Raw genomic sequence first — 13246 nt, forward strand, 5'->3', positions numbered from 1 at the left:
ACACAAACCTGCTGGGTGCCGACCGGCCTCAGCGCGCACAGGACGGGATCGAGCCGCCGGGCAGAACCTCGACGGTAGGGACGAATCGTGGCCGATCCACCGACGGCGGCGCCGGGCACAGCCGCACGACGCGTGGCCCGGGTCCGGTGCGATTGCCGCTGTTGTCGAAGATGATCGGCCCACCGGCACCGGGCACCGCGATATCCGGCGCGGAGAACCCGCTGATGGTCGCGTTCACCTGGCTGCGCTGCACGGGCATGGTCGCGGGCAGGGCGCGCAGCGCGGTATCGATGGTGGTCACCGCGTCATAGGCGTTGACCGCCCAGCCGTCGCCGATATGCTCGAGCTCGAAACCCGCGGCACGGAAATGCTCTTCGAACACGGCCCAGTTGGGATTGCCCTGCTGCGGCCCGTCCGCGCCTGCCACCAGCGTGAAGAGCAGGCGCACCCGGCCGTCGGTGAAGCTTGGCGAGGACACGGCCTTGGTCCGCAGGTCTTCCAGCGACCGATCCGCCTCCCCGGTGCGCAGTCTGTTGCCGTCCGAGGTGCTCAGCACCGTGACCGAGTGCGCGGCGCACTGGCCGTTGACGTACGCCTCGTCGAGGCTGTACAGCAGCCTGCCCAGGTCGCGACCGCGCGCGATATAGGCGATCGTCACGTCCTTCGGCGTCGAGCACACCCGCCGCGCGGTCTGCGGCACGGTACTCGGTTCGCTGGTGTCGAACTTGACCTCCAGCACGTTGCCGCCGTATTCGCGCTGCAGGAACGGCAGGGTGGTGCAGGTGTAGGGGTCCGAGCCGCCGATCGGCACCATGATGAAGTCGGGGCGGGCCGGTGACACCGCACCGAGCGCGCGCACCTGCACCGCGACGCGGAAGGCGACGCGATAGAAGTAGTCCCGCGCGATCCCGCGCGGATAGGTGATGTTCTGGTCGCAGCCGTCGAACTCGGGCTCGTCGGCGCGCGAACCGTGCTGGTCGAACCCCTCGGCGGTCACCACGTCGGACACCATCGGGATCTTCGCCGCGGCAAGCACTTCCGCGACCTCGGCGGTGGTCTGATCGCTGAGGCCGATGCCCGCCACCGCGACCACGTCGGCGCGGTCCGCCATCGCGCGCGCCACGCCGAGCGGGTCACCGTCGCCTGCGTAGTCGCCGAGCTGGCCGACGACCAGCCGCATAGGGTGCAGGCAACCGGTCGCGTTGGCCCGGTGCTGGCCGGTCGCCATACCCTCCAGCTCGTGCACCGCCCGACTTCCCGCCAGCTCGTCGGTCATGGTGAGCAGCACCCCGACGGTCGCGGGCGTGCCGGGACACTGCTCGCCCGCCGCGCGGTTCTGCCGATCGATCTGGGCCAGCACCGGCGCGAACTCGTCGAGCCCGAAAGCGTAAGGGCCCTCGGACAATCCGACGCAATGCGCACCCACCTGCCAGGCGGCGCGGTCCGGCGTCCAGCCCGCGTTGCAGGTGAACCCGCGCCGCAGGTCCTCGCGCAGCACCAACCCGGCCCCGCCGCACACCAGCAGCGCGACGACGAGTCCCAGCCGCACCCAGTCGGTCCACGGGCGCGGGAACGACCGGTCCGGTTTGGGATAGAGGCCTAGCCGATATCGCGATGCCACTGGGGTCTCCTTCTGCCGCGCAGGTCACTCGAATTGGTCCGCGAGTCTGCGATAGCGGTTGGCGCGCAACAGGAACGGGCCGTCCGCCGTGACGTGCTCGGCCAATTGCTCGTAGCTGTGCGCGATGCGGCGGCACAGCTCGGCCTTCAGCTCCACCGGGGTGGCGATGTCGGACTCGAACGCGGGCACCAGCGCGACCAATGCCCCGATGTGCGCGCTCGGCGTGCGGGCGCGCGCCGAGCTGTCGACCAGCGCCCCGTCCCGTCGTGCCGGATCCGGTAGTTCGACCACGGCGTCGAACAACGTCAGCCACCGCGCGGACAGCTCCGGCAACAGCGCGGTGAGCTCGTCCACCACCGCCGCCGGGCCGTTGAGCAGGCGGACGTGCGCCAGCCTGCCCGCCCGGTCGTCGGCGGCGACCTGCGCGAGCAGCTCGCCGAGGACGCGCTGGAGGCCCGGCCCCTGATCGGAGCGGGTCCTGGCGGCCAGCGCGCGCAGCCCGAGCAGGCGCAGCAGCGCGGGCAGCCGTAGCTCACCCCCCGGTGTGTCCGCCGTCCACAGCGAGCGCGATTTGAACAGGACCGAATCGTGTTCGACGCCGGGCGGCAGCAAACCGACGAGGCCGAGCGCCTCGCTCTTGTGCCGCGCGGCCGACACCGTGACCAGCGCGGTCGCCAGCTCACGGCGGACCAGTTTGCGCGCACTCAAACCACGGCCGAAGATCCGCAGCAGGTGCTGCTCGACCGAAACGCCGGGCTCCGGGCCCGGACCGCGCAACAGCGCGTCGAGGTTCCCCAGCTGACCGGGCTCCTCCTTGATCAGCCGCAGCACCAGGTCGGTGGCCGCCGGGTGCCCTCGGGTGAGCCGATACACGATGTGCCCGATGTGCTCGGACTGGTACAGGTCGACATCCTTGGCCATCAGCCGGACATCGCTCTCGCTCAACTCGGGCAGCCGCACCCGCAGCCAGCGCGGTCCGACGAGTGACCGCGCCGCCGCATCGAACGGCGCCGACCACACCGCGGGGACGGGCACCAGCCCGGCCAGTTCGTCGACGAGCGCGCCGGAACTGGCGGCCACGATCGTCAACGGATCGGGCAGCTCCGCGCCGGTGGCCGCGATCGAACGCCGCACGCGCAGCACGGAACTCAGAAACGGCGTGGCGGCAAGTGCGTCGGCGTCGTCGATCAGCACGACGACGTTCGAGGTCCGCCGCTTGACCTTGGCGACGCTGTGTCGCAGGTCGGCAAGCAGCGCGCCGACCAGCACGTCGTCCACGTCCCGGCGCACCCGCGGGTCCACGCTTCGCGCGTTGTTGCTGAGCCCGATCAGCGCGCGCTCGGCGTCGAGGCGCAGGCCGAGATCCTGATGACCGAACCACGCGGCCTTCGGGCCCCACGTGACGCGGCCGAGCAGCCGGCCGCTCTGCAAACGGCCGACCACCGCGTCGGAAACCGTGTCGGCCACCGCCGGCGCGATGACGTCGACGCCGGGCACCTTGATATTGGCGGCCAGCGAACCAGCCAGCCTGATCATGTTCCGGACGAAGCCGATCAGCGCGGCGCGGCGTTGATATTTGTTGAGCAGCAACCGAAGCCGGGTCAATTGCTCGTCCGGGGGCAGGCCGTCGAAGTTCTCCGCGATGACGATCTGCGCGATCACCAGCCGGGGAAACGCGACCGCATAGCCGGGAATGTCGACACTGAGCCCGAGCATGACGGCGGCCAGCACAGTCCGCACCGGATTGTTCAGATCGAACGGCTGCTCCAGTGGCCGGACCAGCACCGAAGGGGTGTGCCCCTGCCATTTCGCCAGCGTCCTGCCCAGCACGGCACTGCGGCCGGATCCACCACAGCCTTCCAGCACCAGAACAGGTTTCGGCGGCGCCGTCGCTTCCGCGGCGCTTACTTCTACCAATCGGTCGATGAGCTCGAGTAGATCGGTGCGCCCCACGAACACCAAATATCGCCTCCCACGGCTGAATTGCCACCATAACAATCGTCCCAGGCGACAACCACCGTATTCAGCTCTTGGACAACGCAATTAGGGGACAAGTACAAACCGGCGGCAGGTATCGAAGCCGGAAGTGCCGACCGGTCGCTATCTTCGGACCGCCGCGATCGGGCGCGCGAAGAGCATACGGCCGAGCAGGCGGGCGAAACCGAGGTGCCCGGCCAGTGCTCGGCGCGAGAGCACCAGCGACCAGGTGGTTTCGGTACTCGCCGCGGGCAATTCGCGCCGCGCGAGCCGGTCGCCGAGCCAGTCGAGCATCACCGGCATGGCCGAGAACTGCAGCAGAAGATGGGTGCTCAGCCGGTCGCGCAGGTATCGGACGTGCGTGCCCGCCGCAGCGTAGCGGGTGACGAGCGCGTCGACGTCGGCGACGGCGATGACCTCGTCGTAGACGCCCTGCACCACCAGCAGCGGCATGGCGGGCGCGTGCGCGCCCGGTTCGATGTCGGCGAGCACCGCGCGCAGCGCGGGCGCGGCCAGCAGCGCCGCGAGCCCGCCGCGGCAATGCTCGTCGATATCGCGGCGGGCGAAGCGGTACAGCAGCGGGAAGGTCGCGGTGGTCTCGGTCGCCGCGAGCCATGCCAGGTACCGCGCGTCCAGGTGGGCGCGCAGCAGGCGGTCGAGGTCGGGGTAGGCACGGCGCAGTCCCGCGGTGAAAACCGCGGCGAAGCCGGCGAACCACCCGCCGTTGAGCCGGACGAACGCGGCCGCCGGATCGCCGACCGGCGAGGCGGCGACCGCACCGACCAGTGCCAACTCCGGCGCGTAGGCGGCGGCCAGCTCGGCGGCCCACGCCGTGGCCAGTCCGCCGCCCGAGTATCCCCACAGCGCGACCGGCGTAGCCGCCGAGAGGCCGAGCGGCCCGAACGCCAGCGCGGCCCGAATCCCGTCGAGCGCACGGTAACCAGGCTCGCGAGCCACCCCGAAGCGTCCGGCGGTACCGCCGTGATCGGGCACCGAGACCGCCCAGCCCCTGGTCAGCGCGGCGGCGATGAGCGGTAGTTCCAGTTGCGGAATCGAACCGGCGGCTCGGGCGCCATGGCGTAACGCGTAGGAGGGCAGGCACTTCGAGGCGACGGCGTCGATGGCGCACTGGAACGAGACCAGCGGCCGCGCCCCGTCCGGGGTGGCGTCCCACGGCAACAGCACCGTGGTGACCGCGACCTCGGGCACGCCGTGCAGATCACCGGTCCGGTAGAGCAGCTGCCAGGCCGAAATGCGCTGCCGGACAAGGCCGAACAGCCCGAGCTCCACCGTCCTGGCGCGCACCACCGCACCGAGCGGCAGCTCGTCCAGCCCCGGAGGCGGTGCGTAGAACGGATCCACCTCGGGCAGTAGCGGAGAACCGTCGCGCGGCGCGACGACCGGATCGGTCGCGCCGTGCACGGGATCGGCACTCATGGGCCTGTGTTCCTTTCGATCGCTCGTCGCGCCGCCGGCGCCGCGCCACGTCTGCGGCCACCATAACTACGGTGCGATTCGGAAAAGAATTGGTGCGGAGAACAATTCACCCGCCCACACTTTCTCCGCCGCGGATAGTGACAGCACGGCCAGAAGCTGCCACCGCCGCCGATCAGCCAGGGGTTGAACGTGCAATCCAACCTCGGCGCGGCGACCGGGTCGAGGGCGTGAGGTAGGCGAAGCTGTCGTAGGCATCGAGCCAGGTGCCGTGCGAAAGCACCACCGACTGTGCATGCGCGGCGCTCGAATCCAGGGTCGGCGCCGCGGCGGTGTCACTGCACGCCGGCGAGAACAATCGCACGGTGAAGTTGTCGCGCGCACCAAAGTTCGCGCCGATGTGCCGGTTACCTTGCCGCGCAACCTGTCGTTGGAAACAATCGGCACATGTCCGCCGCGCCTTCACCGACCGACCGCGCTCCACTGGTCACCCGGTTGCTCACCCACTGGCCGCAGATCTCCGAACGCATGCTGGCCGCCGGACTCGGCAGCACCGCGCCCACCGCGGATCTGCCGGAGGGCCACTTCACCGCCGAGGTGCTGCCCGCGATCTACGCGTGCGGCCGGGCGGTCCTGCAGGCCATCGGCGAACAGCGCGCGTTCACCAGAGCCGAGGTGGCGGGGTTCGTCGCGCCGGTCGCGCAGCGGCACGCGGAGGACCGTATTCCGTTGCCGCTGTTGATCGAAGCCATGCACGGCTCCGCGCAGTCGGTGCTCCAGGAGGCGGCGGCCATGGCGGGCCACACCGAGATGGACGAGTTGGTCGTCGTCGGCGGCAGGCTGCTCGAGCTGCTGATGCATATCGACATCACGGTGGTCGAGACCTACGCCGAGGTCGAGCAGTCCATCTACAACACCGAACGGGAGGCACGACGCGCACTGTGCGCGGCACTGCTCGGCGGGCTACCGGCCGAGGAACTCGCCGCGCGCGCCGATACCGCGCTGGCGGAGCGCTATACGGTGCTGGCGATCCACATCCGCCATGAGGACCGCCCAGGCACCGTCGCCGCCCTCATCAGCAGGCGGCGGATCAGAATCCTGCAGCGCACCCTGGACGCGCTGGCGGGCACGACGGCGCTGGCCACCTTCGACGGCTCGACCGGAATCGCCTTGTTGCCCACCGGCACCGAGCCCGACCCCACCGATCGACCGCACGAGCAGCTCGCGGCAGAGCTCGCCGCGCAGTTCGGGGTAGCCGTGTTCGTCACCGAATATCTCGGTGTCGCCAGGGAATCGGTGCCGCAGACCGCCCGCGACGCCACCGAACTCGCCGAATTGGCGCGCCTGCTCGGCAAACCCGCCGGCTGCTACCGCCTGGACGATTTGTTACTCGAATACCAGCTCACCCGGCCCGGACCGGCGCGGGATCGCCTCGCCGAACGGATCACGCCGATCCTGGACAGTCCCCACCTGATCGAAGCCCTCGACGCGCACCTGCGCCACGGCGCCGACCGCAAGACCGCGGCCGCGGGCATCCACATCCACCCCAATACCTTCAGTTACCGTCTGCGCCGCGTCGCCGAACTCACCGGCATCGATCCCGCAGAACCGAACGGATCCCGGCTGCTCGCCGCAGCGATGCTGATCCATCGGCTGTACCCGGCGGCCGCCGCGAACGCCGCGACGCCGCCGGGACAGCAGCTCACCTAGATCACGTGCCAGGCCTGCAGCAGGTAGGTGATGTTGGCGGCAATGGACGTGACAACGTTCGCCAGATTCAGCACGGACGAACCCAGATCGATAAGCGGCACCGAAATTCCTCCATCAGATGGGACTGCGAAATCCTCTTCAATGTAGTGATCGCCAGTGGCATCCGCGCTGCTCGAGCGGCCTGAGCCGGTCGGCGTTACCCGCGGTCCTCCCATGAAAAGTCGTGCCCGGACGACGGTTTCGGCGCCGGTGGCGCGAATCCGCCACCCACCCGCTGTGAGGGAGTTCACCGCGCCGCCGCCACAGCAACCCCAGCAGACCCATTCCGAAGCTGTCGGTCGCGGCCAGATTCCGGGCAATTGACCCTTGATTTCCGCAGATGCGGCAATAGACTGCGATTCATGTCGGATTTGCGGATCAGCGAGGTGGCGGTGCTGGCCGGTGTCAGCGACGACACCGTGCGCCGGTGGATCGATCAGGGCAAGCTGACCGCGATTCAGCTCGGCAACGGCCGCAAGGGGGTACGCGGCCGCGAACTCGCCGAATTCCTGCAGGCCACCGCCGAGACACCGGAAACCGGGGCCACGGTGGCGGCCTCGGCGCGCAACCGCATGCGCGGCATCGTGACGCGGGTACTCAAGGACACCGTGATGGCGCAGGTCGAGCTGCAGGCCGGGCCATTCCGGCTGGTCTCGCTGCTGAGCCGGGAATCGGTCGACGAACTCGGGCTCGAGGTCGGCAGCGTGGCGGTGGCCTCGGTCAAATCCACCCACGTCGTCGTCGAGATCCCGGAAAGCTGATGAGGTCGAACATGATTCGTTCGTTGCGTAGTGCCGCCATCGTCGGCGTCACCACGGTGGGTCTGGTCGGCTGCGGGCCGGGCGAGCAGAGCGCGCCCACACAGCCGGGCACGATCGGCGGCACCGTCACGGTGTTCGCCGCGGCCTCGCTGACCGAGACCTTCACCGAACTGGGCAAGCAGTTCGAGGCCGCGCACCCCGGCGTCAAGGTGGTCTACAGCTTCGGCGGAAGTTCGGCGCTGGCCGAGCAGATCAACCAGGGCGCCCCTGCCGACGTCTTCGCCTCGGCCGCGCCGAAGAACATGCGGCAGGTCCAGGACAAGGGCGAGGTGACCGTCGCGCCGATCACGTTCGTGCGCAACCGGCTCGAGATCGCGGTGCCCAAGGGGAATCCAGGCCACATCACCGGCCTGGCCGACTTCGGCAAGACCGAACCGAAGCTCGCGCTGTGCGCCGAGCAGGTGCCGTGCGGCGCGGCCGCGAAGACCGTGTTCGAGGCCGCGGGGGTCACGCCACGGCCCGACACCCGCGAAGCCGATGTGAAAGCCGTGCTGACCAAGGTCAAGCTCGGCGAGGTGGACGCGGCGCTGGTCTATCGCACCGATGTGCGGGCCGCGGGCGACCAGGTGGAGGGTATCGATTTCGCGGAATCGGGCAAGGCGATCAACGACTATCCGGTCGCCCCGCTCGCCCACGCCCCGAACGCGGCCGCCGCGGCGGCGTTCGTCGAGTTCGTACGCTCGTCGCAGGCCCGAGCGGTGTTCACCGCGGCGGGATTCGACAACCCGTGACCCGGACGGCACGGCGGTCGGCGACCGGGCGGCGACCGCTCGTGCTGCTGCTGCCCGCGCTGTGCGCGCTCGCCTTCCTGCTGGTTCCGCTGCTCGGGCTGCTGTGGCGCACACCGTGGCGCGGCCTGCCCGAGCGCCTGTTCAATGCCGAAGTCGGTCAGGCGCTTCAGCTTTCGCTGGTGTGCGCGAGTCTGGCGACGCTGCTGTGCCTGCTGTTCGGCGTGCCGCTGGCGTGGCTGCTCGCCCGTGGTGACCTGCCGGGACGCGGGGTGCTGCGCGCGCTGGTCACCGTGCCGCTGGTGCTGCCGCCCGTGGTCGGCGGTGTCGCGCTGCTGCTCGTGCTGGGCAGGCGCGGGTTGATCGGGCGGTATCTGTACGAATGGTTCGGCATCGCACTGCCTTTCACGACCGCCGGGGTGGTGCTCGCGGAGGCGTTCGTCGCCATGCCGTTTCTGGTGATCTCGGTGGAAGGCGCACTGCGGGCGGCGGATCCGCGCTTCGAGGAGGCGGCGGCGACGCTGGGCGCCTCGCGCTGGCTGACCTTCCGGCGCGTCACGCTGCCCGCGGTGCTGCCCGGCGTGGTCGCGGGCGGGGTGCTGTGCTGGGCGCGGGCCCTCGGCGAGTTCGGGGCCACGATCACGTTCGCGGGCAACTTCCCCGGCAAGACGACCACCATGCCGCTCGCGGTCTACCTGGCCCTGGAATCCGACCCCGAGGACGCGATCGTGCTCAGCCTGGTGCTGCTGACCGTGTCGGTGACGGTGCTGGTCGCCTTGCGCGAGCGGTGGATGCGCGGTGCGGTATGAGCCTGCACGCCGAATTGCGGGTCACCCGAGGACAATTCGAACTCGACCTGCCGTTGTCCGTGGCGCCGGGCACGGTCGTCGCCCTGCTCGGACCCAACGGCGCGGGGAAGACCACCGCCCTGCGGGCGCTCGCCGGGCTCACCCCGCTGACCAGCGGCGAGCTGCGGATCGGGGAGCACGTCTGGGACGCGCCACCGAAGGTGTTCGTGCCCGCGCAACGTCGCGAGGTCGGCGTGGTGTTCCAGGACTATCTGCTGTTCGGTCACCTCAGCGCGGTGGACAACGTCGCGTTCGGGCTGCGGGCGCGCGGGGTGGGCCGGGCCGCTGCCCGGGAGCGGGCCGCGCGGTGGCTGGACCGGGTCGGGCTCGCCGAGCAGGCCCAGGCCAAACCGCGCGCCCTCTCCGGCGGGCAGGCACAGCGCGTCGCGCTGGCACGGGCACTGGCCACCGAGCCCGCCCTGCTACTCCTGGACGAGCCGCTGGCCGCGCTCGACGCGAGCACCCGGCTGCGGGTGCGCGCCGACCTCGCCGGGCACCTCGCCGACTACCCCGGCCACACCGTGCTCGTCACACACGACCCGCTCGACGCCATGGTGCTCGCCGACCGGCTGGTCATCCTGGAGCACGGCCGGGTCGTGCAGGAGGGCGCGCCGAGCGAGGTCGCCCGGCGGCCGCGCTCGGACTATGTGGCAAACCTGGTCGGCCTCAACCTGTATCGCGGCCGGGCGCACGGCACCACCGTCGAGTTGGACGCGGGCGGCACCCTCACCGTCGCCGAGCCCGGCGCCGGCGCGGTGCATGTGGCGTTCTCACCGACCGCCGTCAGCCTGCATCCCGAACAACCCACCGGCAGCCAGCGCAACACCTGGCCGGTCACCATCGCGGGCCTGGAACAGCACGCCCACACCACCCGCGTCCGGCTCGACGGCGCACCGCCGGTCCTCGCCGACGTCACCCCCGCCACCGTCGCCGACCTGCGGCTGCATCCCGGCACCCAGCTCTGGGCGGCCGTGAAAGCCACCGAAACCCACACCTACCCGGCCTGATCGGTTACCCCACCCGGCCACACCCGGTCGGCCAGTTCCGGATCAAGGGCGGCACCGATGCGAATCCGTGTTAACTTAGACGAGAATCGCAGGTAACTTAAGCTGATCGGAGAGGGCTATGGGGTCCGCCGTAATCGTTGATGTGGTGCGCACACCGTCCGGGAAGGGCAAGGCCGGGGGCGGACTTTCCGAAGTACATCCGGCGACGCTGCTGGCCGGGGTGCTGCGCGAGCTGGTGGCGCGCAACGACCTCGATCCGGCGCTGATCGACGACGTGATCGGCGGCTGCGTGACGCAGAGCGGCGAGCAGGCGTTCAACATCAGCAGGACGGCCGCGCTGGCCGCGGGTCTGCCGGAGTCGGTCCCCGCCACGACGGTGGACCGGCAGTGCGGGTCGAGCCAGCAGGCGGCGCATTTCGCGGCGCAAGGGGTGATCTCGGGGGCCTATGACATCGCGATCGCCTGCGGCGTGGAGTCGATGAGCCGTGCCCCGATGTTCTCCAACGCCCAGGGCAAGGATCCGAATCAGGGCCCGCTGGCCCATCGGTACCCGGAAGGCCTTGTGCAGCAAGGAATCGCGGCGGAGGTGATCAGCGCGCGCTGGAAGTTCGACCGCGCCGCGCTCGACGAGTTCTCCGCGCGCTCGCACCGGCTGGCCGCCGCCACGGCCGCGGCGGGCGGGTTCGACAACGAGCTGGTCGCGGCGGGCACGCTGAGCGCGGACGAGACGATCCGCCCCAGCACCACCGCCGCGGGGCTGGCCGGGCTGCGCCCCGCGTTCGCCGATGACCGGTTCACCCAGCGCTTTCCGGAGATCGAGTGGTCGATCACGCCGGGCAACTCCTCGCCGCTGACCGACGGCGCCTCGGCCGCGTTGATCATGAGCGAGGAGACCGCGAGCAAGCTGGGCCTGCGCCCGCGCGCCCGGTTCCACTCCTTCGCCGTGGTCGGCGACGATCCGCTGCTGATGCTGACCGCGGTCATCCCCGCCACCCGCAAGGCACTCGCGCGTGCCGCGCTGACCATCGACGATATCGACGCCTACGAGGTGAACGAGGCGTTCGCCCCCGTGCCGCTGGTGTGGCAGCACGAGCTCGGCGCCGACCTCGCCAAGCTGAACCCGCGCGGCGGCGCGATCGCCCTCGGGCACCCGCTCGGCGCCTCGGGCACCCGCATCCTGGCCACCCTGGTGAACCATCTGGAACAGACCGGGGGCCGCTTCGGCCTGCAGACCATGTGTGAGGCGGGCGGACTGGCCAACGCCACCATCATCGAGCGCCTCGGATGACGCCCGCCGGCCTCGATCTCCCTGCGCTGCAACGCTATTTCGACAAGCACGTGCCCGCCACCGCGGGCCCGCTGACCGCGACGCTGCTCAAAGGCGGCAAGTCGAATCTCACCTACCGGCTGAGCGACGGTACGCACGACTGGGTGCTGCGCCGACCGCCGCTCGGGCCGCTGACGCCGACCGCGCACGACATGGCCCGCGAATACCGGATCGTCGCGGCGCTGCACGCGACAGAGGTCCCGGTCGCGCAGGCCATCGCGCTGTGCGAGGACACCGAGGTGATCGGGGTGCCGTTCGCGGTGGTCTCGTTCGTGGACGGGCTCGTGCTGCAGGACGGCGACCAGACGGCCACACTCACCGCCGAGCAGGCCAGGGCGACCGGCAACGCCCTCGTCGACACCCTCGCCGCCTTGCACGCGGTCGACTACCCGGCCGTCGGCCTCGCCGAATTCGGCCGTCCCGCAGGCTATCTGGGTCGTCAGGTGAAACGCTGGCGGGGCCAGTGGGACCGCGTCGCCACCCGGGAGCTCGACGCGCTCGACCGGCTCACCGAGGCGCTGCGCCGCGCGCTGCCCGAGCAGGCGGCCGAAACCATCGTGCACGGCGATTATCGCCTGGACAATACGATCGTGGATCGCACCGACCCGGGCCGCATCGCCGCGGTCGTCGACTGGGAGATGGCCACCCTCGGCGACCCGCTCGCCGATCTGGGCCTGCTGCAGGTCTATTGGGACAACCGCTGCGAGCCGGTGCTCGGCGTCCGGCACGCCCCGAGCGCGAATCCTGGCTTCCCGAGCAGCGACGAGGTCGCCGAACGCTACGCGGCCGCAACCGGTTTCGCGCTCGACCAGCTCCCGTTCTATCGGGCGCTCGGCTACTTCAAGCTGGCCGTGATCGCCGAGGGCATCCATCAGCGTTTCCTGGCGGGCAAGACCGTCGGCGACGGCTTCGCCACGATCGGCGCGGCCGTTCCGCTGCTGCTCGACATCGGTCTGGCGACCCTCGGATGACCGAGCAGACAATCGTGCGCAGCGCGCTGGTCACCGGCGGTTCGCGTGGGATCGGCGCCGAGGTGGCCCGCCGCTTGGCCGCCGAGGGCTACCGGTTGACCATCGCGGCGCGGAACCGGGACGTGCTAGAGGAGACGGCGCGACGCTTGCGGGCGGAAACGGGCACCGAGGTGAATCCCGTTGTCGCCCAGATGAACGACCCTGAACAGGTGCGGGACCTGGTGCAAGCGCACGCGCGGCGCTTCGACGGCCTGCACGCGCTGGTGCTCAGCGCGGGCACCGGCACCGCGGGCACGGTCGCCGACATGCCGGTGAAGACCTATGAGCGGATGCTGGACGTGAATTTCCGCGCGCCCATCACGCTAATCCAGGCCGCGCTCCCCTTGCTCCGCAAGAGCGCGGCCGACGAGCCGCGGCGTGGCGCGAAGATCATCGCACTCGCCTCGATCACCGGCGTCGCAGGCGAGGCGGGCCTGGCCGCGTACGGCGCGACCAAGGCCGCCTTGATCTCGCTCTGCGAGACCGTCTCGCTCGAGGAGTCCACCCATGGCGTCAGCGCGACCGCGATCTCACCGGGCTACGTCGACACCGAGATGACCGCGTGGAAACACGATGTGCTCGCGCCGTCGGCGATGCTGAGCACCGCCGACATCGCCGAACTGGTGCTGGCCGTCACGCGACTTTCACGTAATGCCGTGGTGCCCAACATCGTCGTCGCCCGCGCGGGCGCGCAGCTCTGGCGGGCGTAGCGGCGGCGTGATCT

11 protein-coding genes are annotated in these 13246 nt (G+C 70.5%); 8 read left to right on the forward strand and 3 right to left on the reverse strand.

Features of this window, described 5'->3' with window-relative positions; genetic code table 11:
- Positions 1-28 precede the first annotated feature (28 nt).
- The 3 genes from F5X71_RS26855 to F5X71_RS26865 form a co-directional block, all read right to left on the reverse strand.
- Positions 29-1621: an ABC transporter substrate-binding protein gene (locus tag F5X71_RS26855; protein ID WP_167464511.1), complete on the reverse strand. Its 1593-nt coding sequence runs from the start codon at positions 1619-1621 to the stop codon at positions 29-31.
- A 24-nt stretch (positions 1622-1645) separates the two neighbouring features.
- On the reverse strand, positions 1646-3583 hold the full coding sequence (locus F5X71_RS26860) for a hypothetical protein (RefSeq protein ID WP_167464512.1): 1938 nt from the start codon (positions 3581-3583) through the stop codon (positions 1646-1648).
- Between the two features lie 138 nt (positions 3584-3721).
- Complete coding sequence (locus tag F5X71_RS26865) at positions 3722-5035, reverse strand: lipase family protein (protein ID WP_167464513.1); 1314 nt, start codon at positions 5033-5035, stop codon at positions 3722-3724.
- 444 nt (positions 5036-5479) lie between these two features.
- On the opposite strand from F5X71_RS26865, the gene F5X71_RS26870 reads away from it, so the two are divergent.
- The 8 genes from F5X71_RS26870 (at position 5480) to F5X71_RS26905 (ending at position 13232) form a co-directional block, all read left to right on the forward strand.
- Positions 5480-6742 carry a PucR family transcriptional regulator gene (locus F5X71_RS26870; RefSeq protein ID WP_167464514.1) on the forward strand — a complete coding sequence of 421 codons (1263 nt, stop codon included), beginning with the start codon at positions 5480-5482 and terminating at the stop codon, positions 6740-6742.
- A 401-nt stretch (positions 6743-7143) separates the two neighbouring features.
- Positions 7144-7542 carry a TOBE domain-containing protein gene (locus F5X71_RS26875; RefSeq protein WP_167464515.1) on the forward strand — a complete coding sequence of 133 codons (399 nt, stop codon included), beginning with the start codon at positions 7144-7146 and terminating at the stop codon, positions 7540-7542.
- Positions 7542-8333, forward strand: a complete 792-nt coding sequence (gene modA, locus F5X71_RS26880) for a molybdate ABC transporter substrate-binding protein (RefSeq protein ID WP_238815488.1) — start codon at positions 7542-7544, stop codon at positions 8331-8333. Before F5X71_RS26875 ends, modA begins: the two co-directional genes overlap by 1 nt.
- Entirely contained in the window at positions 8330-9139 is an 810-nt protein-coding gene (gene modB, locus F5X71_RS26885; protein WP_167464516.1) for a molybdate ABC transporter permease subunit, read from the forward strand. Before modA ends, modB begins: the two co-directional genes overlap by 4 nt.
- Positions 9136-10185, forward strand: coding sequence for an ABC transporter ATP-binding protein (locus F5X71_RS26890; RefSeq protein ID WP_167464517.1), 1050 nt, complete (start codon positions 9136-9138; stop codon positions 10183-10185). The genes modB and F5X71_RS26890 overlap by 4 nt, the downstream gene beginning before the upstream one ends.
- 118 nt (positions 10186-10303) lie before the next feature.
- Positions 10304-11473: a thiolase family protein gene (locus F5X71_RS26895; protein ID WP_167464518.1), complete on the forward strand. Its 1170-nt coding sequence runs from the start codon at positions 10304-10306 to the stop codon at positions 11471-11473.
- Positions 11470-12483 (forward strand): phosphotransferase family protein, encoded by a 1014-nt coding sequence (locus tag F5X71_RS26900; protein ID WP_167464519.1) that lies wholly within the window; start codon positions 11470-11472, stop codon positions 12481-12483. The genes F5X71_RS26895 and F5X71_RS26900 overlap by 4 nt, the downstream gene beginning before the upstream one ends.
- Positions 12480-13232, forward strand: a complete 753-nt coding sequence (locus tag F5X71_RS26905; protein ID WP_203218215.1) for an SDR family NAD(P)-dependent oxidoreductase — start codon at positions 12480-12482, stop codon at positions 13230-13232. Before F5X71_RS26900 ends, F5X71_RS26905 begins: the two co-directional genes overlap by 4 nt.
- Positions 13233-13246: the final 14 nt, after the last annotated feature.

The organism is Nocardia brasiliensis (assembly GCF_011801125.1).
Lineage (GTDB): Bacteria > Actinomycetota > Actinomycetes > Mycobacteriales > Mycobacteriaceae > Nocardia > Nocardia brasiliensis_C.

Excerpts from the sequence above, each read along its gene's own strand:
- F5X71_RS26890 (WP_167464517.1), top strand. The coding sequence starts at position 9,136 with ATGAGCCTGCACGCCGAATTGCGGGTCACCCGAGGACAATTCGAACTC.
- F5X71_RS26900 (WP_167464519.1), top strand. The coding sequence starts at position 11,470 with ATGACGCCCGCCGGCCTCGATCTCCCTGCGCTGCAACGCTATTTCGAC.
- F5X71_RS26875 (WP_167464515.1), top strand. The coding sequence starts at position 7,144 with ATGTCGGATTTGCGGATCAGCGAGGTGGCGGTGCTGGCCGGTGTCAGC.
- modA (WP_238815488.1), top strand. The coding sequence starts at position 7,542 with ATGAGGTCGAACATGATTCGTTCGTTGCGTAGTGCCGCCATCGTCGGC.
- F5X71_RS26905 (WP_203218215.1), top strand. The coding sequence starts at position 12,480 with ATGACCGAGCAGACAATCGTGCGCAGCGCGCTGGTCACCGGCGGTTCG.
- F5X71_RS26895 (WP_167464518.1), top strand. The coding sequence starts at position 10,304 with ATGGGGTCCGCCGTAATCGTTGATGTGGTGCGCACACCGTCCGGGAAG.
- F5X71_RS26865 (WP_167464513.1), bottom strand. The coding sequence starts at position 5,035 with ATGAGTGCCGATCCCGTGCACGGCGCGACCGATCCGGTCGTCGCGCCG.
- F5X71_RS26870 (WP_167464514.1), top strand. The coding sequence starts at position 5,480 with ATGTCCGCCGCGCCTTCACCGACCGACCGCGCTCCACTGGTCACCCGG.